The organism is Sulfurimonas aquatica (assembly GCF_017357825.1).
Classification (GTDB): domain Bacteria; phylum Campylobacterota; class Campylobacteria; order Campylobacterales; family Sulfurimonadaceae; genus Sulfurimonas; species Sulfurimonas aquatica.
This window is the reverse complement of the sequence record NZ_CP046072.1, coordinates 2,168,759-2,191,708: the sequence shown is the minus strand read 5'-3', so window position 1 is coordinate 2,191,708 and position 22,950 is coordinate 2,168,759. Positions and strand designations below refer to the sequence as shown.

The 22,950-nt window shown below is 35.4% G+C and carries 30 protein-coding genes and 2 tRNA genes; 11 read left to right on the top strand and 21 right to left on the bottom strand.

Going from position 1 to position 22,950, the window contains the following annotated elements:
- Position 1: 1 nt before the first annotated feature.
- Both GJV85_RS10485 and GJV85_RS10480 read right to left on the bottom strand, forming a co-directional pair.
- Positions 2-301 carry an ATP-dependent Clp protease adaptor ClpS gene (locus GJV85_RS10485; RefSeq protein ID WP_207561334.1) on the bottom strand — a complete coding sequence of 100 codons (300 nt, stop codon included), beginning with the start codon at positions 299-301 and terminating at the stop codon, positions 2-4.
- Positions 302-306: 5 nt separating this feature from the next.
- A complete protein-coding gene (locus tag GJV85_RS10480) occupies positions 307-1,542 on the bottom strand; it encodes a PLP-dependent transferase (protein ID WP_207561333.1) in 1,236 nt (411 codons plus the stop codon).
- A gap of 112 nt (positions 1,543-1,654) precedes the next feature.
- Here GJV85_RS10480 and GJV85_RS10475 point away from each other — a divergent pair, with 112 nt between their 5' ends.
- The 4 genes from GJV85_RS10475 to GJV85_RS10460 all read left to right on the top strand — a co-directional run bounded on the left by GJV85_RS10475 (position 1,655) and on the right by GJV85_RS10460 (position 2,519).
- Entirely contained in the window at positions 1,655-1,882 is a 228-nt protein-coding gene (locus GJV85_RS10475) for a hypothetical protein (RefSeq protein ID WP_207561332.1), read from the top strand.
- 7 nt (positions 1,883-1,889) lie between these two features.
- Complete coding sequence (locus tag GJV85_RS10470) at positions 1,890-2,108, top strand: hypothetical protein (protein WP_207561331.1); 219 nt, start codon at positions 1,890-1,892, stop codon at positions 2,106-2,108.
- 66 nt (positions 2,109-2,174) lie between these two features.
- Positions 2,175-2,251, top strand: a tRNA-Arg gene (locus tag GJV85_RS10465).
- Between the two features lie 192 nt (positions 2,252-2,443).
- A tRNA-Arg gene (locus tag GJV85_RS10460) sits at positions 2,444-2,519 on the top strand.
- A gap of 7 nt (positions 2,520-2,526) precedes the next feature.
- On the opposite strand, the gene GJV85_RS10455 is transcribed toward GJV85_RS10460, so the two are convergent.
- The 7 genes from GJV85_RS10455 to rpsF all read right to left on the bottom strand — a co-directional run bounded on the left by GJV85_RS10455 (position 2,527) and on the right by rpsF (position 7,447).
- A complete protein-coding gene (locus GJV85_RS10455; protein WP_207561330.1) occupies positions 2,527-4,254 on the bottom strand; it encodes an OmpA family protein in 1,728 nt (575 codons plus the stop codon).
- Positions 4,255-4,342: 88 nt separating this feature from the next.
- On the bottom strand, positions 4,343-5,341 hold the full coding sequence (locus GJV85_RS10450) for a transporter family protein (RefSeq protein WP_207561329.1): 999 nt from the start codon (positions 5,339-5,341) through the stop codon (positions 4,343-4,345).
- A gap of 56 nt (positions 5,342-5,397) precedes the next feature.
- Complete coding sequence (locus GJV85_RS10445; RefSeq protein ID WP_207561328.1) at positions 5,398-5,661, bottom strand: hypothetical protein; 264 nt, start codon at positions 5,659-5,661, stop codon at positions 5,398-5,400.
- 80 nt (positions 5,662-5,741) lie between these two features.
- Entirely contained in the window at positions 5,742-5,942 is a 201-nt protein-coding gene (locus GJV85_RS10440) for a hypothetical protein (protein WP_207561327.1), read from the bottom strand.
- Between the two features lie 146 nt (positions 5,943-6,088).
- Positions 6,089-6,352, bottom strand: a complete 264-nt coding sequence (gene rpsR / locus GJV85_RS10435; RefSeq protein WP_207561326.1) for a 30S ribosomal protein S18 — start codon at positions 6,350-6,352, stop codon at positions 6,089-6,091.
- A 32-nt stretch (positions 6,353-6,384) separates the two neighbouring features.
- On the bottom strand, positions 6,385-6,975 hold the full coding sequence (locus GJV85_RS10430) for a single-stranded DNA-binding protein (protein WP_207561325.1): 591 nt from the start codon (positions 6,973-6,975) through the stop codon (positions 6,385-6,387).
- 28 nt (positions 6,976-7,003) lie between these two features.
- Positions 7,004-7,447 carry a 30S ribosomal protein S6 gene (rpsF, locus tag GJV85_RS10425; RefSeq protein ID WP_207561324.1) on the bottom strand — a complete coding sequence of 148 codons (444 nt, stop codon included), beginning with the start codon at positions 7,445-7,447 and terminating at the stop codon, positions 7,004-7,006.
- Between the two features lie 281 nt (positions 7,448-7,728).
- On the opposite strand from rpsF, the gene GJV85_RS10420 reads away from it, so the two are divergent.
- The gene (locus tag GJV85_RS10420) at positions 7,729-8,784 is read left to right on the top strand and encodes a divergent polysaccharide deacetylase family protein (protein ID WP_207561323.1); all 1,056 of its coding nucleotides are present in this window, start codon (positions 7,729-7,731) and stop codon (positions 8,782-8,784) included.
- Between the two features lie 3 nt (positions 8,785-8,787).
- Positions 8,788-9,564, top strand: coding sequence for a DNA-processing protein DprA (locus GJV85_RS10415; protein WP_207561322.1), 777 nt, complete (start codon positions 8,788-8,790; stop codon positions 9,562-9,564).
- Here the strand turns inward: GJV85_RS10415 and queA are convergent.
- The 4 genes from queA to hemW form a co-directional block, all read right to left on the bottom strand.
- Entirely contained in the window at positions 9,561-10,589 is a 1,029-nt protein-coding gene (queA, locus tag GJV85_RS10410; protein ID WP_207561321.1) for a tRNA preQ1(34) S-adenosylmethionine ribosyltransferase-isomerase QueA, read from the bottom strand. The genes GJV85_RS10415 and queA overlap by 4 nt on opposite strands.
- A gap of 23 nt (positions 10,590-10,612) precedes the next feature.
- On the bottom strand, positions 10,613-11,407 hold the full coding sequence (tatC, locus tag GJV85_RS10405) for a twin-arginine translocase subunit TatC (RefSeq protein ID WP_207561320.1): 795 nt from the start codon (positions 11,405-11,407) through the stop codon (positions 10,613-10,615).
- On the bottom strand, positions 11,400-11,801 hold the full coding sequence (gene tatB / locus GJV85_RS10400) for a Sec-independent protein translocase protein TatB (RefSeq protein WP_207561319.1): 402 nt from the start codon (positions 11,799-11,801) through the stop codon (positions 11,400-11,402). Before tatB ends, tatC begins: the two co-directional genes overlap by 8 nt.
- A 66-nt stretch (positions 11,802-11,867) precedes the next feature.
- Entirely contained in the window at positions 11,868-12,923 is a 1,056-nt protein-coding gene (gene hemW / locus GJV85_RS10395; RefSeq protein WP_207561318.1) for a radical SAM family heme chaperone HemW, read from the bottom strand.
- A 94-nt stretch (positions 12,924-13,017) separates the two neighbouring features.
- On the opposite strand from hemW, the gene GJV85_RS10390 reads away from it, so the two are divergent.
- From GJV85_RS10390 to folP, 5 genes are read left to right on the top strand one after another with little or no spacing between them, the layout of a single operon-like run.
- The gene (locus tag GJV85_RS10390) at positions 13,018-13,488 is read left to right on the top strand and encodes an RNA pyrophosphohydrolase (RefSeq protein ID WP_207561317.1); all 471 of its coding nucleotides are present in this window, start codon (positions 13,018-13,020) and stop codon (positions 13,486-13,488) included.
- Positions 13,489-14,700, top strand: coding sequence for an aspartate kinase (locus GJV85_RS10385; protein ID WP_207561316.1), 1,212 nt, complete (start codon positions 13,489-13,491; stop codon positions 14,698-14,700). It begins immediately after the preceding gene.
- Between the two features lie 7 nt (positions 14,701-14,707).
- Positions 14,708-15,271, top strand: coding sequence for a HobA family DNA replication regulator (locus tag GJV85_RS10380; RefSeq protein ID WP_207561315.1), 564 nt, complete (start codon positions 14,708-14,710; stop codon positions 15,269-15,271).
- On the top strand, positions 15,258-15,878 hold the full coding sequence (locus tag GJV85_RS10375; RefSeq protein WP_207561314.1) for a DNA polymerase III subunit delta': 621 nt from the start codon (positions 15,258-15,260) through the stop codon (positions 15,876-15,878). Before GJV85_RS10380 ends, GJV85_RS10375 begins: the two co-directional genes overlap by 14 nt.
- Positions 15,875-17,029 carry a dihydropteroate synthase gene (gene folP / locus GJV85_RS10370; protein ID WP_207561313.1) on the top strand — a complete coding sequence of 385 codons (1,155 nt, stop codon included), beginning with the start codon at positions 15,875-15,877 and terminating at the stop codon, positions 17,027-17,029. Before GJV85_RS10375 ends, folP begins: the two co-directional genes overlap by 4 nt.
- Here the strand turns inward: folP and GJV85_RS10365 are convergent.
- The 8 genes from GJV85_RS10365 to GJV85_RS10330 form a co-directional block, all read right to left on the bottom strand.
- Positions 17,019-18,665, bottom strand: a complete 1,647-nt coding sequence (locus GJV85_RS10365; protein WP_207561312.1) for an inorganic phosphate transporter — start codon at positions 18,663-18,665, stop codon at positions 17,019-17,021. The genes folP and GJV85_RS10365 overlap by 11 nt on opposite strands.
- Positions 18,665-19,204, bottom strand: a complete 540-nt coding sequence (locus GJV85_RS10360) for a peptidylprolyl isomerase (protein ID WP_207561311.1) — start codon at positions 19,202-19,204, stop codon at positions 18,665-18,667. Before GJV85_RS10360 ends, GJV85_RS10365 begins: the two co-directional genes overlap by 1 nt.
- A 3-nt stretch (positions 19,205-19,207) precedes the next feature.
- Positions 19,208-19,597: a peptide-methionine (R)-S-oxide reductase MsrB gene (gene msrB / locus GJV85_RS10355; protein WP_207561310.1), complete on the bottom strand. Its 390-nt coding sequence runs from the start codon at positions 19,595-19,597 to the stop codon at positions 19,208-19,210.
- Positions 19,548-21,074 (bottom strand): DEAD/DEAH box helicase family protein, encoded by a 1,527-nt coding sequence (locus GJV85_RS10350; RefSeq protein WP_207561309.1) that lies wholly within the window; start codon positions 21,072-21,074, stop codon positions 19,548-19,550. The genes msrB and GJV85_RS10350 overlap by 50 nt, the downstream gene beginning before the upstream one ends.
- A 43-nt stretch (positions 21,075-21,117) precedes the next feature.
- Positions 21,118-21,402, bottom strand: coding sequence for an HU family DNA-binding protein (locus GJV85_RS10345; protein ID WP_207561308.1), 285 nt, complete (start codon positions 21,400-21,402; stop codon positions 21,118-21,120).
- A gap of 72 nt (positions 21,403-21,474) precedes the next feature.
- Positions 21,475-21,708 (bottom strand): hypothetical protein, encoded by a 234-nt coding sequence (locus tag GJV85_RS10340; RefSeq protein WP_207561307.1) that lies wholly within the window; start codon positions 21,706-21,708, stop codon positions 21,475-21,477.
- A gap of 5 nt (positions 21,709-21,713) precedes the next feature.
- On the bottom strand, positions 21,714-21,953 hold the full coding sequence (locus GJV85_RS10335) for a helix-turn-helix domain-containing protein (RefSeq protein WP_207561306.1): 240 nt from the start codon (positions 21,951-21,953) through the stop codon (positions 21,714-21,716).
- A gap of 323 nt (positions 21,954-22,276) precedes the next feature.
- Positions 22,277-22,939: a hypothetical protein gene (locus GJV85_RS10330; protein WP_207561305.1), complete on the bottom strand. Its 663-nt coding sequence runs from the start codon at positions 22,937-22,939 to the stop codon at positions 22,277-22,279.
- Between the last annotated feature and the right edge of the window lie 11 nt (positions 22,940-22,950).

Genomic DNA, 22,950 nt, shown 5'->3' with positions numbered 1-22,950 from the left:
TTTACTCTTCCTCCATAATTGCTCTTAATGGAAAACCATCTTCTTTAGCTCTTTTTAATACTTGCATAACTTTAGTTTCTGCTATTTCATGTACATATACACCACATAAACCTTTGTCTTGTTTATGGATTTCGAGCATAACTTTCTCTGCATCCTCATAAGACTTATGAAATATTGTTGTAAGTATGCTAACAACGAAATCCATCGATGTATAATCATCATTGAGTAAATATACTTTATATTTTTTTGGATAACCTACTTTTGTTTTGTCTTTTAATTGAAACTCTATACTTGTTGACATAATTTTTACTTTGCTGCATTTAAAAAGTCTTGAATTATATCTAAAGGATTTTCAAGCCCAATAGATACTCTTATAAGACCATCTGTAATTCCAAGAAATTCTCTTGTACCTTTGTCGAAATCACTGTATATAGTCGATGCCATATGTAAAACCAGTGTTCTGCTATCACCTATATTCGCCGTTATCGTAGCTAATTTACTATTGTTTATAAATTTATATGCTGCTTCTTTAGAACCCATGTCTATAGTAAGGAGCGTACCGCAACCATCTGAAAAGTCTTGTTTATACCTTTCGTTGTGTGGATGTTTACTTAGAGATGGATGGTTAATGTTTAATCCATTTTTATCAAGCTCTTTAGCAATCAGTTCAATACTGCTGTTAATTCTTTGCATCCTAAGTGGTAAAGTTTCTAAACCAAGTAGCGTTTGATAACTTGCTTGAGCATTTGCACTCATCCCAAAATCCCTAAGTGCACGCTTCTTGGCATTAGGAATTAATGCCATTTTACCCATCTTATTAATAAATTTATCTAAAAATTTATATCTAGTTGATTTAAACTTGTCATCGCCATCATTAATAGCTCTAAAAACTGCACAACCACCCAGTGCGGATGCATTTCCAGATATGATTTTTGTTGTTGAGTAAACTACAATATCTGCACCAAGCTTAAGTGGAGAGATGCTCAATGGAGTTATTGTGTTATCGACAATCAGTGCTACTCCAGCACTATTTGCAATATTCGCTATTGCTTTAATATCAGGCAATCGCATATTTGGGTTACCAACACTCTCTAAAAAGATAACCTTTGTATCATCGTTTATTCTGTTTTTAATCTCTTGCAATTCATCTACATCAAAAAAATGTGTCTTTATGCCAAATCTACTATAAGTTTCTGAAAAGAGGGCATATGTCCCACCGAAAAGACCACCAATACTGATAATTTCATCTCCACTACTTAAAAGGGAGATAGTAGCTAATGTCGTAGCACCCATGCCTGAACTTGTGGCTACCGCTCCTATTCCAGCATCCATTTCAGCCATTATAGACTCTAGTTTTGATGTAGTAGGATTACCCATTCTAGAATAAAGTGGCTTTTTTATACTTCCGTCAAATATTCCCTCAGCATTTTCTGCTGACCCATAGCCAAATGATGCAGACGTAGTAAGAACAGGAGATACAGCTCCTTCTTTGCTACCTACAGATTGTACAAATTTTGTCGCATACTCTTCAAACTTATTCATTTGTATTTATACCTTTATAGTTGTTAATAAATTATACCAAAATAGAGATAATATAAATCCTATCTACTTAATTATGATAGAATTAGAAAATAAATACATAGCAGGAAGTTTTATGCAAGAACAAAGAATAATAGATACATTAAGTGAAAAAGTATCAGGTATTTTACAGAAGCTGAACACTCTAAAAGAAGAGAATGATATGATGAGAAATGAGTTGGTCACACTAAAAGCTGAAAGAGAAATCAAAGATCAAGAGATTAATAAACTGGCAGATCAAAATGCAATGAAAGACCTTGAAATAGAAGAAATCGTGAATAAAATAGAAAGTATTTTAGGCTAGTAAAATTATGAGTAGAAAAATAGGATTACATATTGGAGGAAGAAGGTTTGACGTTGACGTGGCGGATGACTTTGCAAAATTTCTAGAAAAAGAGATGACCAAAGATTTTAATTTTGAAGGAAATAACGATATTAAAATTGTACTCCAATCCTATGTGAGAAAAGCTCATGAGCTATATACTCAGGAGCAAAAGATAGCAAACATTTTAAACACTTTAGATAACTAAGAACTTGATTTTAGAATAACATAAGTTTAAAGTGGTATAATTTCATCCTCTAATAAGAGATGGTGTGCGCTCGTAGCTCAGCTGGATAGAGCACTGGTTTGCGGTACCAGCGGTCACACGTTCGAATCGTGTCGGGCGCACCATACTAACTTAAAAATTATTTCCCACACACTTAATTCTTAACTTTTTTTCTTGTATTCAACAAATATGTAATTTGTCATACCCATTTTGATTTATCTAAAGTAATTTACTTCATAAAGTTAAAGAGAATATTTCATAAATAGCACCTGCGATCGCGGTGCTATTTATTATTTTAAGCTAAAATTTTACAGAAACTCCTTATCGCTTAACTGGATAAAGCAGTCCCCTCCTAAGGGATAGCTCGAGGTTCGAGTCCTCGTGGGGAGACCAGGTATACCTACTCTTTAGTGTATATTTTAAATGAGACTCTTCTTGATTTTTCTCTGTTTTCAACATCATTGTAAAGTACTTTTTTTGAGTAACTCAGAGCACTACCTTTTAGCATTTTAGTCAGCCATTCTTGAGTTGGTGAAGATTGAGAATTAAAGATATAGCTTAGCGTGGCATATGCTCTATTTAGAGAGAGTTTAGAGTTCTTAAGGTAAGTTGATGAGAAGTCACTATCTTTCCATTCACTCGAGGTGTGTCCGTTTATCTCCAACGCCACTATCGTTTCTTTGTACTTATAGAGAAGAGGAATGAGTTTTTTGGTAAAGGTGTCTAAAAATAGCTTCTGTTGTTCACTGAGCTTATGCTTTGCAACTGAAAAATATAAAGACTTATCTATCAGCTCAATGGATAAATCTTCATTTATAATTAGTTTTGAAGTGATTATCTCTTCTTTAAAGATTGAAACTAGCTTTTGATATAGTGAGCTAGTAGATGAAGCTTTTTTAGCACTAGAAGCGTCTTTATTTAGCTTTACTATCCACATATTTGATTCTTGAGAATTCTCATCTGTATGACTACCCGCTACAGCGACTTGAGAGTTGTGAAGTATGGCGAGTGATGAAAAAGCGTCATAGTTTTCTCCACCATAATGCTCTTGGTTTAGTTGCACTAGATTAGAGTCAAGCGACATTGCCAAACCATCTGTATTATATGCGTCTCTAACATACCCTACAGCTATAAAGGTGCCATCAGAGAACTGCTTTATATCATTTAACGCGCTAGGATAAGTGGTAAATATCTCTTTATCTATAAGTATATTTTGATTTATATCAAACTTTACTAAGCGTATATGCTCTTGATTCATCTCGTTAAATTGAGAAAGCAAAAGGAGAAAGTTGTTATCTTTTAGCTTAATGAGGCGATGCGGAATGATTTTGTTATCAGTTTGGGCAATGGCATTATAGTTTTTCATCCAGATTTTATCGCCATTTTCACTGAGTCGCATTAAATCTATGAGTGTCCTATTTCCTTTAGTGGTAGTACTCACTGCAATGATAGAGCCATCTTCGGCTTGGATTGCATCTACGCCTTTGTCATCTTCTTGCGTACCATATTTTTTACTCCAGATTTTATTTCCATTTTTAGAAAACCTAGTGAGGTAAATATCATTCTTACCTAAGCCCATTTCAAAAATATTGTCGTGTTTAAATCTTGATGTCGTAGAATAGCCAACCGCTAGAACTCCTCCATCGTTAAGTAGTGTTAGAGATGTGAGTTTATTTTGATTTTTTGTGCCATAACTCTTTGAAAACATTATGTTGGCGTTTGCGTCTAGTTTTAAAAACAGCAAAGAGCCATCAAGCGTATATCCGCCTATAAAGTAACCGTTAGAAGGGGTCTTTAGTACGGATACAGCTTTAGAGAATTTTGGTAGATTTACATTTTTTGAAAGAGAGATATTTGTGGAGTCGTCAACTTTAACCAAATGCATTTGAACGCCATGTGAAGATGAAACACTCTGTAAATAATCAAAAGCATCACTATATGGTTCACTTGATGAGTACTGTTTTTTATGTTTTGTTGAGAAACCTACAGTAGAGATGGACCTGTCGTAATCTTGCGTTATGTCAAAAAGTTCTGCGTTAAACGGCTCTTTAATGATGAGAGAGTCGTCCGTTTCATTGGCATAGAGCATATGAGTAATTAGCGTTAGTATAAGGAGTGTATATTTCATTGAAAAACTTTTTTATAAATTATAGCAATAAACATTCCCTTATCAATAACTTTGAAAGATTCTCCCCTAAAGAAGGGAGATACTTCTTTTAAAAGCTCTTTCCAATCCCAAAACTTGATTTGTAGTTTATATCATTTTGCAGACCGTTAAAGTCTTGGTATATAGGTTTTGAAATACTAAAAAAGAGTGAGTAACCGGCATCGCTAACAAGCTGGAGTCCAGTAGTGGCAAAAAGTATATTATGTCCAGTATTCTCTGCATTATCACCATGAAAACGATCTTTTTGCGCATGCTCACCATTTAGCTCTAAGAAAGTACTGAGGGAGTATCCAAGCTCTTTTTCTTCTTCTAACTTATGAAGCGTATGGTCATGATTATTCTCAAATAATTTATAAGAGACTGCCGTGTTATACGTAAACACATCTCCTAATTGACTTTTATCTACTCCTGTATTATTATACTTGTAGAGTATATCTGAGTGAAGTGAGAAGTTCTCAAAGTTTTTAGTTATAGCGGCGCCGGTGAAAATATCCCACGAACCACTTCCGGGTTGTAAGTCAGCCTCTAGCACTTCACCCTCATCTTCTAAATTATCTTTTCCAGTTGGTGCTTTAAGCCCTGCCAAAAGAGCGATTTTTACCACATCGTCATATACTTTATATTGGAGAATTGCTGAAATATCACCCATACCTTCAACGTTACCATGGGTGTGAACGTCAGGTGGAGGGGTTTCACCTGCGCGTATATTTTTGCGAGAAGCATACGGTAGTTGTGTGTTTAACGTAAGATTGTCTGTAATACCATAAGAGAATGCTATAGAGTAAGAGTTTACGGCGTCTATACTATGTAAATGAGTTGCACCATTTTGTATAGCGTTTATGATTTTTGAATCTGAGAGACTTTTGTTTTGCAGTGTTTCCACATTTACGCCTAAGTAAAAATCACCTTTTTTCATAGTATCTGCAGAGATAGTATAAACTGCCCCCGTAGTTGCCCCGCCTAAGACATGAGAGCCATTACAAGCCCAAGTTGAAGTCGCCGTTCCTATCGCCCACAAAGATGTAGCTATTAGTATTTTTTTTTGCATAGTTATTCCTATTTATTATTATATTTTGTAAAGTTTTTTGTTTTATTATTGGGTAGTTAGGATTGTTTTGGTGGGGCGCGGTTTTGGTTTGATCTGTCTTGAAGGTGTAGGTTTGCTACTTGGCCATTATCTAAAATAGATTCGTAGTGAAAGTTGAGAGCCTCAGTAGGTATTGAAAGTATATCTGCTGATGTAAGGTTGTCGTTTACATGACAAACTAAACAGGTTTCTTCACCTTGGAGTGTATGCTCCGTTTCATGCAGTGCTGAAAGCGTTGTGACAATTACAAAGAAGATAGATAATAATAGTCTAAGTTTCATAATTGGAATTATAGCGTATTATATTAATTATACAAAAATGGAATTATTATAGTATTACTAATAGTAATTTTGCAATAAGCCTAGGCTTTACTCTTATCTTGATGAGTATCTTCTTCTTCATCGTAAATACTAAAGACAGGCTCAAACCCCATAGTCCTAAGTTTCTTATCAAGTAGTTTTGCATCATAGCCATCTCTTTTAACAGCTGATAGTAACTTGAGTTGCTGATCTCTAGCCATTCCCGTTAACTCTAACTCAAACTCGATTTCTTCTATAGTCATTCTATATTCCTAGTTTATATTTTGTTTAGTATAGCATTCAATTCTTAGGTTTATATTACAAAAGTGCATTGGATATATTTAGAGAATTTGTATGTAAAAAGAGGGCGGTAAAGAAGATTAAGTCCCAGAAAGGGACTTAAGAAGACCTATCTAAGGTTTTCGAATGGTGCAGTTACAACTTGCTTACGAGTTACAGTATATGGAACTAGAGCAGCCGCACGAGCACGCTTGATAACTACTGAAATCATGTCTTGGTGACGTTTACAGTTACCTGTTAAACGTCTTGGCATAATTTTATATCTTTCAGATAGTGAGAAACGTAAAGCTCCCGCATCTTTATAATCCATGAAGTCTACTTTTGCTTCACAGTACTTACAAAATCTTTTTTTGTATTTTCTTTTTTCTGACATGTTATTACCTTTTTGTATCTATTTTATTAAGTCTAAAATGGAATTTCATCTTCATCTATATCAATCGTTGGGATTGATTCACTACTAGGCATCTGACGACTTTGCGCCGCTGCTTGGTTATTGTTATAGCTAGGCTTTTGATAACTCTGAGGTTGTTGCTCTGGCCTTGGAGCTTGGTAGCTCTGTTGCTTAGGCTGTTGGTACCCTTGAGGCTGCCCTTGAGAAGGCTCATTGTATCCACCATCATAGTTATTATCCATAGGAGCACCAGTTGGAGCAGCGTATGCACCTTGGTTGTCTCCTTTAGAATCTAGCATCTGCATAGTTTCAGCAGTAACCGAGTGTTTAGAACGTTTCTGACCATTTTGATCTACCCACTGTTCAAAGTTTAATCTACCTTCGACTAGGATTTTACTCCCTTTACGAAGATATTGGTTGGCAACTTCAGCACTTCTTCCGAAAAATGTAATATCTACAAAACATACTTCCTCTTTTTTTTCACCATTTGTAGTGAATTTACGGCTAGTAGCGATTGCTGTTTTTGCAATGCCCATACCCGCTTGAGAGTATCTGAGTTCGATGTCACGCGTTAGGTTTCCAACTAAAATTACTTTATTGAACATAAGGTTTCCTTCTTTTGGCTTTTACTTATTACTCAGCTGCTACTGGAGCTTCTGTTTCTACTGCTGCTTCAACTGGAGCTTCTGCTTCTGGAGTCGCTTCAACTGCTGGAGTTGCTTCAACTTTTGGAGCCGCTGCCGCTTTTTTAGCGTTTTCAACAAGAGTGTTAAACGCTTTAACTTCACGGTTTGAATCATATTTAATCGTTACAAAACGTAAAAGCTCTTCGTTGATACGGAAACGTCTTTCGATCTCTGCAATAGCTGCTGGAGCAATTGAATAGTATACTACATGGTAATAACCACGTTCGTTTTTATCAATAGGGTATGCTAATTTTCTCATTCCCATTGGACTTGTAGCCGCTATTTCGCCGCCGTTAGAAGTGATAACTTCCTCAACCGCTTGAATGCTAGCTTGAATTTCTTCTGCTGTTAATGTTGGTTTTACGATTACTAGGTTTTCGTAATTTCTCATAGAGTATAATCTCCCTTTGGTATCTGCACATAGGCATTTGTTTCCCTTTCGGATCTAAAATATAGTGTCAAAATTGACATTACAAAGAGAAAGGAACTCGGAATTATATAGAAATCTTACTTAAGAAAAGCATACAAAAATGTTTTATATTAGTTTTATTTATAAATTTGAGAATCTAAAGTATATATAGAGAGAATGTATGTCAAAATGAAATGAAATAGTATATTAATATTTAAGAGGGTATAGTTTCATAAATTTACTCAAAGAAAGTTTTATTTAAAATGGCTAAAAGAAAAAAGATAACTACTAAAAAAAAATCTACTTCAAAAATCCTCTCTTATATAGCATGGACATTGGCAATCGTAGCCCTTATATTGAGCTCTGTAGTCACGGGCTATTATTTTGGTTATGAAGCTGCTAAAAAAGAGGTAGCACAGTTAGAAAAAAAGGAAAAAGAGAAGCGCTTAGGGCTACTCAAAGAACTTGAAAAGACAGTTACGGTCGATAAAAAACAAGCAAGTGTAAACAAGAGACTCAAAGAGGTTCTAAAAAAAGAAGTTTTAAAAGAGAAGAGCTCTAAGCAAGAGGTCTTAAAAAACGCAGAGAAACATTATGTTTCAGCCTCTCATGAACTTGAAGACGTATCACTTGTCAATGCACCAAATATTGTTAAACGCAAGGCAAACGTGAGTTCTAGCAAGCCGCGTTTATCCATTATCATCGATGACGTAGGAACAAAGTCTCAAGTCGAGGCGATAAAGAGTTTGAGACTACCCCTTACTATGTCTTTTTTGCCACCAAGCAAGGCACGACCACATACGTCCGAACTAGCATCGCATGAAGATAACTATATGGTTCACTTACCTATGGAAGCACAAAGTTTTAGCGCGGAAGAACCAGACACTCTGCGCATTACAGATTCTCAAGCGACTATTTCTTCACGTGTAAAAAGTATTAAAAAACTCTTTCCTAGAGTAAAGTATATAAATAATCACACAGGAAGTAAATTTACGGCAGACGAAGTCGCTATGAATAGACTTATATACGCACTCACTAAAAGCAGTATATATTTTGTAGATAGTAGAACTACGGCACAGACAATGGCTCCAAAAGTATTAGAAAACTTAGGAATGAAGTATGTCGCGCGTGATGTTTTTTTAGACCATCATATGGATAAGCCATATATACTAGAGCAGATTAAAAAAGCGATAAAAACAGCAAAAGATAATGGAAGCGCCATTGCAATAGGACATCCACATAAAAATACTCTCCAAGCGCTTTATGAGTCAAAAAAACTACTTAAAGAAGTGGAGTTGGTCTATATACATAGGCTTTAAAATATGATTAGAGAGGTAGATTTTCATATAAAAGAGTTAGAGAGCATGAAGCGCTATCCTTTAAAACTCTCTTACATTGGTAATACTTCACTTTTACATAGAAAAAAGATTTCCATAGTTGGAAGCCGTTCTCCCAACCAATATGCTAGAGATAAAACACATGAGCTTGCAACAAAACTCTCAAACGCAGGAGTTTGCATAGTGAGTGGCGGGGCTATTGGCGTTGACGCAATCGCTCATAAAGGTGCAGGGCCTTCAAATACTATACTTATCGCAGCAACGGGTCTTAATAAACGCTATCCAGCTATTAACGCATCCATAATAAAAAGCGTAGAAGAGTCTGGTTTGGTTATGTCTCAGTTTGAAAAAGGTTCGCCCTCTACTAAGTATAACTTTGTACTGAGAAATGAGTTGGTAGTCGCGTTAGGAGACATCCTCATAGTTTCCTATGCAGATTTAAACTCTGGAACTATGAGAAGCATAGAGTATGCTTTAAAGATGGGAAAAGAGATATATGTTCTTTCTCACAGAATAGGCGAGAGCCAAGCAACGAATAGACTCCTGCAAGAGGGCAAGGCAAAGGCTATATATGACATAGACTCGTTTGTTGCCTTATTTGCCACTGAATCGAGTGAAGTAAAGCGCGTTGATGATTTTTTAGAGTATTGTAAATCTAACCCAACTTATGAAGAGGCTTTAAAAAAGTTTCCCTCTCGAGTTTTTGAAGCGGAACTTAGTGGTGAGATAGAGATAAAAAATTCAAGACTCTATCTGCTTTAGATAATCAGCATCGCGTCGCCATAAGAGTAAAAACGATAATTTTCTTTTATGGCTTCCGCATACAATTTTTGTGTTTTTTCAAGTCCAACAAACGACGCGACCAACATCAAAAGCGTAGACTTTGGTAGGTGAAAGTTTGTAAGTAGGTGGTTGACTCTACTAGGCTTGTTGTTTGGATGTAAAAAGAGATTTGCCTCGCCTTTTTGAATCTTGCCGTGCTTGTCGTAATACTCAATAGTTCGCGTTGAAGTCGTTCCTATACTAAGTACGGGAATATCTGAGTCAAGTATATCTTTTGCTTTATCTGAGATGTCATAATACTCTGAGTGCATAGGATGTTCTGTTATAACTTCTGCGTCTACTGGTTTAAAAGTACCGCTTCCAACATGTAGCGTTACATAGGCATGGGCATGGTTTTGACATACTCTATGGTGTTGCTCTTGCGTGAAATGAAGTGAAGCCGTAGGAGCGGCTACCGCTCCTTCTTCTTTGGCAAAAACACTCTGGTACTCGTCGGCATCCTCTTCGTTGTCCTCGCGTTGTATGTATGGAGGAAGTGGAATATGGCCTATCTTATCTATGATAGGCAAAATCTCTTCAAAACGCAGGAGTATACCATCTTGCATAAAGTTAACAATGCGACTTCCATCTTCGTTAAGCTCTTTAACGACGGCTATTAAGTTATTTTTAAAGAGGACTTCTGTGCCAACTTTTACTTTACCTCTTAGGTATACGTTTATATCTATGGCGTTTAATGGTCTATTTATAAGAAGTTCTATCTTTCCACCACTTGTTTTTTTTCCATGCAGTCTTGCTTTTATGACTTTAGTGTTGTTAAAAATAAGAGCGCAATCTTTTGGTATGTATTTTTCAAAATCATAAAAGTGAGCATGAGTTATAGTGTCTGTCTCTCTGTTATATATTAAAAGTTTTGCATGGTCTCGTGGGTGTGCTGGATGGGTGGCAATGAGTTCATCCGGAAGGACAAAGTCATAGCTAGCAGTCAGTAGTTCAATGTCTTGCATGCTAGGCTGCTAAACACTCAGTTTTATTTAGAGTTAGTTTCATCTGCTGACTCATCTTCTTCTTCATCCTCGTCATCATCATCTGGAGCTGGATTTACCAGTTTTACTATCAAGATAGAAAAACCATAAAGGATGATAAGCGGACCAGCCATTAGTAGCTGCGTTAGAACGTCCGGTGGCGTTAGAAGCGCCGCAACGATGAAAATAATAACGATAGCGTATTTAAAAAACGCCGTCATCTGTTTGTCATTTACAAGGCCTAAAAGCGCTAAGAAGTAAGCAAAGACCGGAAGTTCAAACGCAAGTCCAAAACCAAACATTATCTTTGTAAAAAAACCTACGTAATCTTCGATGTTGATAAGTGGGGTAAACTTAAAACTACCAAAGGTGATAAGAAAGTCAAAACCAAATGGGGTAACAACGTAGTATGCAAATAAAACGCCTATGAGAAACATCAACGTTCCACCAATTATAAATGGAATTATCATTTTCTTTTCACTAGAGTAGAGTCCAGGAGCGATAAATAGCCAGATTTGAGAGAGGATGATAGGTAGTGAAGCAACTATGGCTGCAAAAAAAGAGACTTTAAGCGCTACAAAAAACGCTCCTCCAACTTGGGAAGTCGTAATCATTCCATCCGCTGCGTGAAGAGATTTTTTCCCGACTTCTATAAGGGCCGTATTTAGAGGTTCAACCATCCAGTTAAGGATTGGCTCATGAAAGTAAAACATTACAAAGAACATCACAATGAGACTTCCAACAGAAATCCCAAGTCTTTTTCGAAGCTCTGCTAGGTGCGGTTTTAGTTCATCAAACATCAGTATTATCTTCTTCTATTTTTTTTGATTTTTTTGCAAACGTTACTTCTTCCGCTTTAGTGGCAGACTTGTTGACAACTACTTCAGGCTTTGCGTCTGCAGACGTATCCTCAAATGAGTTTGTATCTAGTCCAAGGTTATTTGGAATGTTTTTAACGTCATCTAACGCCGAAGTGGCTTTTTCAAGTTGCGCTTTATACGCTAGAGCCTCTTTTTTTATGTCACTTACATGCATCTCTTCTTCAAGCGTACTCTTTACGCTTCCTAGAGTGTTTTTCGCGTTTTTGAAAAATTTAGCAATGTCTATCATTGCGCTAGGAAGTTTATCGGGGCCTAAGAAGAGAATGGCGATAACGGCTATAATAAGTATTTCAGTAAAACCCATACCAAACATATAATACCCTCATAATTAATTTTTAGGATTTTATCAAAAGAATGATTAAAAGCTAATTATGTAATATTAAGATGTTAAAAAAAGAGCTATCTCATCGGCTAAAAGGTAATCGGGGTTATAGTAAACTCCATCTTTGAGCGTTAGCTTTTTTTCTTCATGAAGCATCTCGGCACGTTTAAGCTCCTCTGACGTAAAAAGTTTTTTATCTATGCCAATGCATGAACGCAGACCTAAAAAGTACTGCTCAATCTTTTTATCTTCAAGTTCAAGCGTTTCAATTTTTATATCTAAGGGGTTTTGAATATACTCTTCTATATCGGGATTTGGATAAAATCTTTGCAGATCAAGTTTACCAACAGCTCCCGCGCCAACTCCCATATAGTCTTTATAGAGCCAATAGCCGAGATTATGAGATGATCGGTACGTTCCAAAATTACTTATCTCATACTGAGTAAATCCATGAGAGGCTATAGTCTCAAATATCCATGACGTTAAAGAGAGTTGTTCACTACTCATCTGAGGTTTATTCTCAAACGCCGTTCCCTCTTCTATAGTTAAAGCATAAGCGCTTATATGATTTATTGGAAGTGAAAACGCTATGTCAATGTCATTTTGAAGTAATTCTTTTGTATCGCCAAGAGTTGCATAGATGAGGTCAAGAGAAAGGTTTTTAAAACCAACGCTCTGGGCATTTAATATAGCCTCTTTTGCTTGAGCTGGATTATGAGCGCGATTTAGAAGTTTAAGTTTTTTCTCATCAAAACTTTGAACGCCAAAACTTATGCGATTTACTCCAAGTTCTTTCATTCCTTTTAGCCACTCTATCGTTGCGCTATTGGGATTGGCTTCGCTTGTAATCTCTATCTCATCTTTAAGGTAAGGTTGTAACAGCTTAAAAATGGGTTTATAAAGCTCAGGTGAAACGGTAGAGGGCGTTCCCCCTCCTATGAAAATAGTTTCAATAAAGTTTTTTTGAGCTTTAAACCTATCTAATTCGAAGATAAGTTGCTTCTCTAAAGAGAGCATGTATTGTTCTTTTAAGTGAAATTTATCAACGTAAGAGTTAAAAGCGCAGTAGGAGCATTTTGAATCGCAAAAGGGAATATGAATGTAAAGTAACATGTCCGAAGTATATCCACATAGTCATTAAGAGTAAATTATCTTATTTTAATTACTATTTTTGTATAATCGCGATAACTATAATATAGGTGTTTAAATGAGTAAAAAACCAGACTATCGTCCAAATGTGGCGATGATAATTGTTTCAAACAACTATCCAGAAAAAAAAGAGATTTTTATCGCACAAAGAAACGACCTACTTGACATTTGGCAGTTCCCACAAGGTGGGGTTGATAAGGGTGAAGAGGTTATAGACGCGCTTTTTAGAGAGATGGAAGAAGAGATCGGAACTGATAGAGCTAAAATAGTTGGAGAGTATCCTAAATGGATATCATATGACTTTCCAGAAAAGATTGCTAAAAAAATGAAGCCATATAAAGGGCAAACTCAGAGATATTTTTTAATAAAATTAAAAAAAGACGCTCAAATAAATCTTGATACAAAGCATCCAGAGTTTGTAAACCATAAGTTTGTAGATATCGATGATGTCTTAAATCACACGGCACACTTTAAAAAACCCGTTTATGAAACGGTTATAAATTATTTTAAAAAAGAAGGACTACTATAGATGTTAATAGTTCAAAAATTTGGTGGAACGAGCGTAGGGGATTTAGACCGTATACAAAACGTTGCTAATAGAGTAAGTGAAACAGTCAAAAAAGGCAACGACGTCGTTGTCGTTGTTTCAGCTATGAGTGGAGAGACAAACAAGCTTGTTGGATATGCTGAACATTTTTCAAAAAATCCAGCGCGCGCTGAGATGGATATGCTTTTAAGCGCGGGAGAGAGAGTTACGGCATCGCTTCTTTCTATAGCTCTACAAGAGATGGGTCATGACGCAATAGCCATGACAGGGAGAAAGGCAGGAATAATCACTGACCTTCATCATACAAAAGCTCGTATAGAAGAGATCAATCCTCAAAAGATGCAAGACGCAATTAAAGAGGGAAAAATAGTAGTTGTAGCTGGCTTTCAAGGCGTAAATGAGCATGGTGACGTAACTACGCTTGGACGTGGAGGAAGCGACCTCTCAGCCGTAGCAATTGCAGGCGCCTTAAAAGCTGACTTATGTGAGATATACACAGACGTAAGTGGTATATTTACTACAGACCCTAGAATAGAGCCAAAAGCAAAAAAACTGGATAAGATATCTTATGATGAGATGTTAGAACTAGCGTCACTTGGCGCGAAAGTATTGCAAAATCGCTCAGTTGAGATGGCAAAAAAATTAAATGTAAATTTAGTAACAAGAACAAGCTTTTCAGATGAAGAGGGAACATTAATAACGAAGGAAGAAAATATTATGGAAGCACCATTAGTAAGTGGAATTGCGTTAGATAGAAATCAAGCACGTATCTCTCTTATGGGAGTAGTAGATAGACCAGGGATAGCGTCTGACATATTTAACCGTCTTGCAGAAGCGGAAGTAAACGTAGATATGATTATTCAAAACGTAGCTCACGATGGCGCTACAAATATTGACTTTACGGTTCCCGTAGGCGATCTTCACGACGCTAAAAGAATCGTAGATACTTTTATTCAAAGTGGTGAGATTAAAGATGACTCTTATAACGAAGATATCTGTAAGGTATCTGTTGTTGGCGTTGGAATGAGAAGTCACGCTGGAGTTGCGGCAAAAGCTTTCTCAACAATGGCAGCTGAAAATATAAACATAAATATGATTTCAACATCGGAGATTAAAGTCTCTATGGTTATAGATGAGAAGTATGCAGAACTTGCTGTTCGTTCTCTTCACAATACTTATAAATTAGATCAGTAACTTTAATATGACAGACTCGCACGCACCTGAATTCGCACAATGGAGCTTAGATGCTATTCGTGAAGAGGGCGGTAGTCTCTCATGGTTGGAAGAGCAGCGTTTTGAGTGGTCAAAGACTACTGCGTTTGCTTTAGAGAAAGTACTCCAAGCTAAAACAATTATTTTAGTGACGGATGAGAAAAGAAAATGGGTTGAAAACTATATACTTTCATCTATTAATGGTAGTACCCAAGAGAGACCTCTTATTCCTATTGTGAGCATAGATAGCATATGCAGACACTATGATAGTGTTAGTGGTGGAGAGATGATAGCGGTTGTTGACGACATGCTTTCATTGTCATATAAAAATGACTATTTCTTTTGGTATATAGGAAGTGGCGATGATAAGCGCGCAGATATTGCTAAAAGAAGAGACGATAGCTATTTTTGGATTTTTGATGAAGATTTTAATAACTCATTTACTCTAAAATCATATGACACTCACTTGGATATAAAGTTACTTCAACTCTACCGCCTTTTTAACTCCTCATTAAACGCTACAATGTTTGGAGAGGTAGATGCAAGCTCATAACCAAGTTAAGGGTCATATTATCATCTCTTCAAGTTATGAGAGTGAACTTGAGAGATTAAAAACTGAGTTAGAGCCTTTTAGAGTTGTTAGCTTTATAGAAGACGTTTTTAAAATAGAACATGCAAAAGCCGTACTATCAGAGTCTTACATAAGTGAATCCCAAACAAAATATATTTTAATCGCTTCATCAGACTTTACGTCTGTAGCGCAAAACTCCCTTTTGAAGCTACTCGAAGAGCCACCAAGAAACATAGAGTTTATAATCATCTCTGCAACAAAATCAAACTTACTTCCAACGGTGCGTTCACGTTTACCAATCTTAAAAGTTCAAAACTCCCATAAACTAAACCAGTTAGAGTTAAATTTGGCAAGACTAGATTATAAAGAGGTATTTGAGTTTTTAAAAGAACACTCACGGATAAAAAAACAAGAAGCTAAAGAACTTGTAGAAGCGCTATTTTATCGCGCTAGCGTGACAGATATGCTTATCCTCTCTCCATCGCAGTTAGATAACTTTGACAAAGCATATAGACTACTCGACCTAAACTCAAGACCACAAAGCGTACTTGCTATGCTACTAATGAGTTTTGCTCAGGAAAAGCAGTGATAGTTAAAAAGTTATCTAACGCCATAGATGTAAAAAAACATTTACAAGAGTTAGGCGTAGATGGTGGAGGCGTGCAGATTTTGACCGATAAGGCAAAGACGCACATTATATATATAGAAGATTTAAACGTTGGGGCTGCAAATATTCTCAAACAAGACGCACTCTCCATTGGAGCAGACTTAGCCGTTCCTCGTGGGACTGTTTTAGCAACCACTCCAAAAGTCAACGCCATCTTAATCGCTACAACGGCGCAGTTAAAAACTCTTGCAAAAAAAGAGCTCTCTCAGCCATTTGGGCTTAAAGGCTTAGCCGCTATATTAAAAGAGTACTCAAAGATAAAAAAGCCTAGTGAAGTAGAGGTTATGGGCGTTATTAACGCTAATGACGACAGTTTTTTTAGTGAGAGTAGATTTGAAAAAGATGAAGCCATTATTCAAATCCAGAAGATGATGGAAGATGGAGCAACTATAATAGATATAGGTGGAGTATCCTCTCGTCCCAATTCAACTCCTGTAAGCGCAGATGAAGAGCTCTCTCGAGTCAAACCAATTATCGATGTCATTAATGAAAAAGAGCTCCATCAACAGGTGAAGTTTAGTATAGATAGTTATGAACCTAGCGTGATAGAGTACGCTTTAAAGTCAGGTTTTAGCATTGTGAATGATATTACGGGGCTTATTGACGATGAGGTCTGTAAAGTCTGCGCTAAGTATAATGCGACAGTTGTTATTATGCACATGCAAGGAAACCCACAAACCATGCAAGATAATCCACAATATGATAATATCCTAACAGATATTTACTCATTTTTTGAAGATAGAATTGAAAAAGCAGACTCATTTGGAATTAAAAATATTATTTTAGATGTTGGGATAGGTTTTGGCAAGTCTTTAGAAGACAACTTACTTCTGATTAAACATTTAGAAAACTTTTCATTACTTGGTAAAAAACTTTTAGTGGGAGCGTCTAGAAAATCTATGATAGACGCTATCTCTTCTTCACTGATAAAAGATAGACTACCTGGAACTTTAGCAATTCATCTAGAATCTGTAAGAAATGGAGCATCTATACTTAGAGTACATGATGTTGCGGAACATATACAAGCACTCCGTCTGCAGAGTGCTCTTGATGAGATAACTCTTAAAGCATAATCCCACGAATCATAAAAAAGAGTATAGCAGAGAGTGTTGCAGCGGCTGGAACCGTTATTAACCATGCAGCAATTATTTTTTTAACTGCATCGCGTTTAACAAACTCAACTTTTTGAACTCTTTTGATATGTTTTTTTGTTGATTTTATCAACTTCTCTTCTTCAGATATTAGCTTATATAGTTCAACTACTCTTTCATATTCTAGTGAAGATTTTTCTTCTTTTGCTTCTAGCGTTTTAAGCTCAGCTTTATATGCTTGAAGATTATTTTTTTCATCTGCAATAATTAACTGATCTTCTTCAATAGTATTTACCGTTTCGTTGAGATGCAGATACTCTCTTAAAAATCCAACACCAAACACTCCACCAATGGCGATATGAGTAGAACTTACTGGAAGTCCTAGTTGTGAAGCAATAATTACAGTGATGGAAGCTGCCATAGCGATTGAGAAAGCTCTGACTTGATCTAAATCAGTTATCTCTGAACCTACTGTTTTTATAAGTTTTGGTCCATATAACGCAAGGCCTAATGCTATTCCAAGTGCACCAACACCCATTACCCATAGTGGGATACTCGCTTTACTTGAAATTCCACCATGAAGTACAGCATCATTAATCGCGGCTAATGGGCCTATAGCATTGGCTACATCATTTGCACCGTGAGCAAAACTAAGAAGAGCCGCTGAAAAAATTAAAGGTATAGTAAAGAGAGTGTTTACGGAATCTCTTGTATTTTCAAGTTTACTTTTGTTTGAAGTTAATCTTTTAACCATATAAAAATAAACAATTAAAGCAACAGTGAGTCCCATAAGTAGTGCAGTAAGTAGAGACGGCTTTTTACTCATTTCTATTGAAACAAAAGGAATAAAGTTTAAAATATCAACGACCTGCGGCCATATTTTTTTTAGTCCTTTAAGTGTAAGGTATGTAACAAAAGCCCAAGACATCATAGCAACAAATAGAGGCACGTACTTTTTAGCCGCTTCTACTTTATCCTCTTTAAAAATTATAGATTTTTTGATAGAAAAAAGAAAAACAGCCGCTATAAGACCTCCAAGAATGGGAGATATAACCCAAGATGCAGCAATTTTTGCCATTGTTGACCATGATACAATACTAAAGCCAGCCGCAGCAATACCTGCACCCATTACGCCACCCACTATGGAGTGTGTCGTAGATACAGGAGCTCTCATCATTGTTGCAAAGTTAAGCCAAAGCGCAGCAGCTAAAAGAGCCGCCATCATCGCCCATATAAAAGGATCGCTATTACCCCCAAACGCAGAGATGTCTATGATGCCTTTTTTGATGGTTTTAACAACTTCACCACCAGCAATGATAGCTCCTGCTGCTTCAAACACAGCGGCAATAACAATAGCCATAGTCATGGTCATCGCTTTAGAGCCAACAGCGGGACCTACATTGTTTGCTACATCGTTAGCTCCAATATTCATAGCCATATATGCACCAATTAATGCGGCTACTGCTAAAAACATATTGTTTGAAATACCACCGTTATTTAAAAAACTAAAAGTCAGTACACCAATCATAAAAAATAGAGCAAATCCTAATCGTGTGAAATCCGTTCCACTTTTTTTTAGTGCTTCTTTTTCTAGTTTTTTAATAGTTTGTATTTCCATTATTTGCCCTTACTCTCTTTTATATATGCTTTTATAATCTCTTGACGCTCTTGTGGTCTATCTCTACGATCGGTTGCAACATTATTTAATTTGAATAAAGGCACCATGGAAGCTTCTGTAATATGTCCAAATATAGTATGGTTGCCATTAAGCCATGGCGTTGGTGCGGTAGTTATAAAAAATTGGCTACCATTAGTCGCTGGACCACGGTTGGCCATAGCTAATATTCCAGGTTTATCAAAGACCTTATTTTTGAACTCATCTTTAAAGTCTTTCTTCCAAATACTCTCTCCACCTCTACCACTCTCAGTGGGGTCACCACCTTGAATCATAAAGTTACGAATAATTCTATGAAAGGCAATACCATTGTAATAACCATTTTTGATGTGTGTAGTAAAGTTTTCTACAGCTAAAGGTGCGATGTCATTATAAAGTTCTATCTCTATATTCCCTTGAGTAGTCTCAAGTACAACATGTGTATTTTGCGCAGATAAATTTAAATTTAGTAAAAATAGAAGTGAGATTAATATTTTATGCATGATTTACTCCTCTTCTTTAAAGTCTAAGCAAACGGAGTTTATACAGTATCTAAGTCCAGTAGGCTCAGGTCCATCAGGGAAAACGTGGCCAAGGTGAGCATCACAATTAGAACATGTTACTTCTACTCTGACCATACCATGAGTTACATCTTTTATCTCTGTAATAGCATCTTCGATACTTTCATAGTAACTTGGCCATCCAGAACCTGAATCAAATTTTGTACTTGATTCAAAAAGAGGAGCTCCACAGCATATACATTTGTACAGGCCATCAGCTTTATTATCATTATATTTTCCCGAAAAAGGTGCTTCGGTACCATGTTGTCTACATACATAAAAAGCTTCAGGACTTAGTTGTTTTTCCCACTCTTCTTGGCTCTTTAGAACTTTCATAATATTCCTTTAAAATGTTTATCTCTTGGCAATCTTCTTCATAAAGAACATGTACACTTTTTGTGGATAAATTAAAGGCATATTTTATCTCATTTTCACTTGTAAAACATAAATCCATTAAAATAATATGTTTTGCAGAGAGCTCATTGAGGTCAGCATATGTACAAAATATGAAGTTAATATTACTTTGGTTAATGATATGTTGAGAACTATCTACTATTTTTGGCTCATACTCAATAAAGTCTTCCAAATCATCTTTTAGTTTTTGAGCACTTAGACTATTACTAACTAGTACTATATTTTCTTCACCTTTTGCTAATAGTGTAGATATGATATGGAGTGCCTTGGCATGAGGGTTTGTTTGATGAAAAGAGATAGTCTCCCTTGCTACTCTATACTCTTTATTTAAGTCACTCTCTTGAGTATCAGTATATATGAGTAGAAGTTGAGATTTCTTTTGTAGATGTTTTAAGTATTCAATAAAATCTGTAGAAAAATGATCTGCATCATCACACATGATAATATCAGCTACATTAAATGATTTACTCATGAGTTTGTTATCAATATCTAGATTATCAAGTGTCTCTCTTCCAAGTTTAGCTTGATGCTTATTTAGAAGCTCTAATGGAGTTAAAATTTCTACAGATGTTAAGTCAACTTCAATAATCCCATGTTCTATAATATCTAAGAGTTTTTTCTTTAAGATATCACATGCAAGTACTGTAGGTTTTATAATTAGAATTTTTTTATGAGGATTGTTAAAAAGTTCAACAACTGTTTTTAAAAGTAAAACACTACTTTTACCACTTCCGTAGCTACCTTTTATAATTGTTTCTTTACCTATCTCTTGATCTATAAGTGAGATCTGTTCATCACTACAGAGATAAAGATTTAGTCTATCATCTAAAATTGCATACTGCGTTAACAGTGTTCCCATTGTGTCATTTACATTACAAAGATTTTTATGAGGTGCTGATGCATCATGGAGTTTTTTAAGTATATCACCTTGAGATGAGTCGCTAAAAATAATCTTTTCACGAGGGAGTAACTCTTTAAATGAATCATTTAAATGCTCATATTCATCAGCATTTAAATTTTCCATCAAAAGGTAGTTAAAAATAGGTATTCCATCACTGTGTGTGAGTTCATTGAATTTTTTTCTTATTATATCTTGTCTATTTTGAAATGCTAAAGTGTCATGAGAAGAGGTTTGATTCTCTGCTTTTTGAATATTTGCATTTTTTAATTCATCGAATGTCCAATCTTTTGCTTCAAAAATATAAAGACCACGAGAAGCATCTAACATCATAAGCGGTATATGAAAACTTTTAGTATGGTGATAAATTTCCATGTCTTTGTATAATGATATGTCTGTTTGCGAAGAGAGTTCTTTTAACTTTTTTACAAGTATGGAATCAGGAACACTGAGAGGTTTTATTTCTTTTTTAAAAAGTGAGTCTATGAAAGGTATTTTCATTATAAGAAAAATTACTGCCAAAAACCTGACAGTAATTTAATTTTTATTTACCAGCTGCAACACGGTCTTTAAGACCTTTACCAGCTTTAAATTTAGGAACCATTTTATCTTGAGTTGTATAAGTTTTATCAGTACCAGGTACTTTTCCACTTTTACCTTTTTGAAGAGCAGCAGCAAAACTTCCGAAGCCTACTAAAGAAACTTCCTCTTTTTTAACTAATGCAGTAGTTACAGCTTCTGTAAATGCTTTAATTGCAGCTTCTGCTTCTACTTTAGTTTTGTAGTCGCCACTTGCTTGTACTAATTCAACGAATTGAGCTTTGTTCATAAATTACCCTTGGATTTAATATTTCCGAATTTTCATGAAAATGAAATAATTCAGCTATAAGTACTTTATAGTTTATTTGCTTAAATTTTTCTTCTTTTTAGTGATATTAAGGATGAAATTAGACTTTTTGGCCTCTTTTATCCCATGCTTAGCCTGTTTTAAGAGTTTATTGAAGTCAATGCTACTCTGTTGCTTCATTATTAAAGATGATATTTCTTTGAGTTTTTGGTATCTGCTTCTATGTGAATTTATAGATAAAAATACTTCTTCTAGTCCATCTCTTTCGTTTTTTGTAAGTACGCTCATATTACTTAGCCCTCTAGTGCATTTATTTTTCGAACAGCTCTTATGATCTCATCATCATCTAACTTTCCTAACATTTGCATGACTGTTGCAGCAGCTTGTGGCTTAGCACGTCCAAGCTTCCAGTCTTGATATGTTCTCATAGAAATTCCAAAGTTAGAAGCCATATCTTTTAAAGATATTTTTTTCCCATTGTTCTGTGATTCTAATGAGTTGTGAAGAATATTGAATAAATCATTTATTTGCATTGGAAGATTATACGGATTATATACTTAAATATACATTTAATTATGTATTATAATATATTATATGTGTATTAAAATATATAAAATGTATTTTATATCATATTTTAATTATATTATATCTACCATATATGGTATTATATACGGTTTTCCGTGTAAATTTTATACTTTAATTAACTGTTTTAGTTTTTGAAAGTATTAATCACTGATTTTCTATATGTGTTATTAATTATTTATTATGTTTTATATTTGCTAGTTTGTGTAAAAGAGAGTGTTGGTGAGAGTTGTTAGGTCGAAGAAGTTGAGACTATTTACCCATTAGAGTACTTTTAGTACTCCAGTAGATCGCTATAGTCATATTTGGAAAAGTTTAAATAGAGCTTGCCATTTTGCTTTATAACACGGATGTCTTCATCATATGCGGCTAAAAATCTCTTTTTTATAACTTTACGTTGATATGATTCTAAGTCAAGTGTTTTTAGATAATCTTTAAGTTCTACAATTTTCTCTTGAACAGGTGCTTTTTCTACTTCGATACTTGTGAGAGTTTCTACTTCGTGTACCGTATTGGTTTGCTCTGATGATAGTTTTGTATTTATTAACTCTATTATATTTTTTAGCTGTTCATCTTTAGTAGAGTAAACATGTTCTATTCTACTCATCTCATCTCGAAGCATCTGCTCTTTATCATTAATAAGTTTGTCAATTTTTGATTCAAGTTGAACGATTTTATCTTTGAGCTGTTGATTCTCTTTTTGATACAAAGAGAGAACCATAGCGACGGTAGTTTTTTGTTTAACGGGAGGAGGGCTTTTAGGAGGATTTTCACTCGGTTGTGCTTCTTCAGAAGTTATAACAGAACTCTGTTTAACTATAATATATGTAATACCATCTTCAATAATATAATTTAGTTTTTTAGCCTTGAGTTTTGAGTTTATCATCTCAGTGGACATTTTAAATTGTTTCGAGTATGCATCTATTGTAAATCTCATTGTTTTCCTTT